Here is a 556-nt window from a genome sequence, read left to right as displayed (position 1 = left end):
GTTTTAAACACTTACAAACAGATGATTTGCAAATGTCTAAATTTTTACTTATTTCCCTAACACTTGTTTCAGGGTTTTCTTGCACTGCTAAACATAGCTAATTGATTCTCCTCGTCCAAAATAGTTTTACGTCTGGTTACTTTCTCATAAGCCACACTTCCTGTTCGATCAAACCTTTCTTTCAAATTAGCAAATGCTCTTGCATCTGGATACCTCCTGTTGGGATATTGTAAATAACAGCTCGATACTAACAAACAATTTCCAAAGCTATCTCCAATAGTATACACTATATCCACCAATTCCTGTTGAGAACAATTACTCATTTTGACTTTACACCACCCTTTTAAGCAAAATTTATCAGCAAAATAATCAAATTGTTACTAATGGCGATAATGACTTACATTGACAGTTATTTTCAGAACCTACTATTCTATTGCAGAGAAATTACAGTATTTCCCACAGCCTTCGAGATGATTTTATGAATTTTCGAAATACATTATTTTTCGCCAAAACTTTCAAATTTAAACCAAGACATATTGGTATTGGAAGAAAGGTA

At 32.7% G+C, this 556-nt stretch carries 1 protein-coding gene; it reads right to left on the bottom strand.

The window, feature by feature from the left end:
• Window positions 1-68 precede the first annotated feature (68 nt).
• Window positions 69-323 carry a hypothetical protein gene (locus IV513_RS15670; protein ID WP_209391481.1) on the bottom strand — a complete coding sequence of 85 codons (255 nt, stop codon included), beginning with the start codon at window positions 321-323 and terminating at the stop codon, window positions 69-71.
• Window positions 324-556 lie beyond the last annotated feature (233 nt).

Origin of the sequence: Chryseobacterium sp. RR2-3-20, assembly GCF_017808115.1 — a bacterium.
GTDB lineage: Bacteria > Bacteroidota > Bacteroidia > Flavobacteriales > Weeksellaceae > Chryseobacterium > Chryseobacterium oryzae.
This window is presented reverse-complemented; position numbering and strand designations above follow the sequence as displayed.

Coding starts and splice junctions, on each gene's coding strand:
- IV513_RS15670 (WP_209391481.1), bottom strand. CDS start 323: ATGAGTAATTGTTCTCAACAGGAATTGGTGGATATAGTGTATACTATT.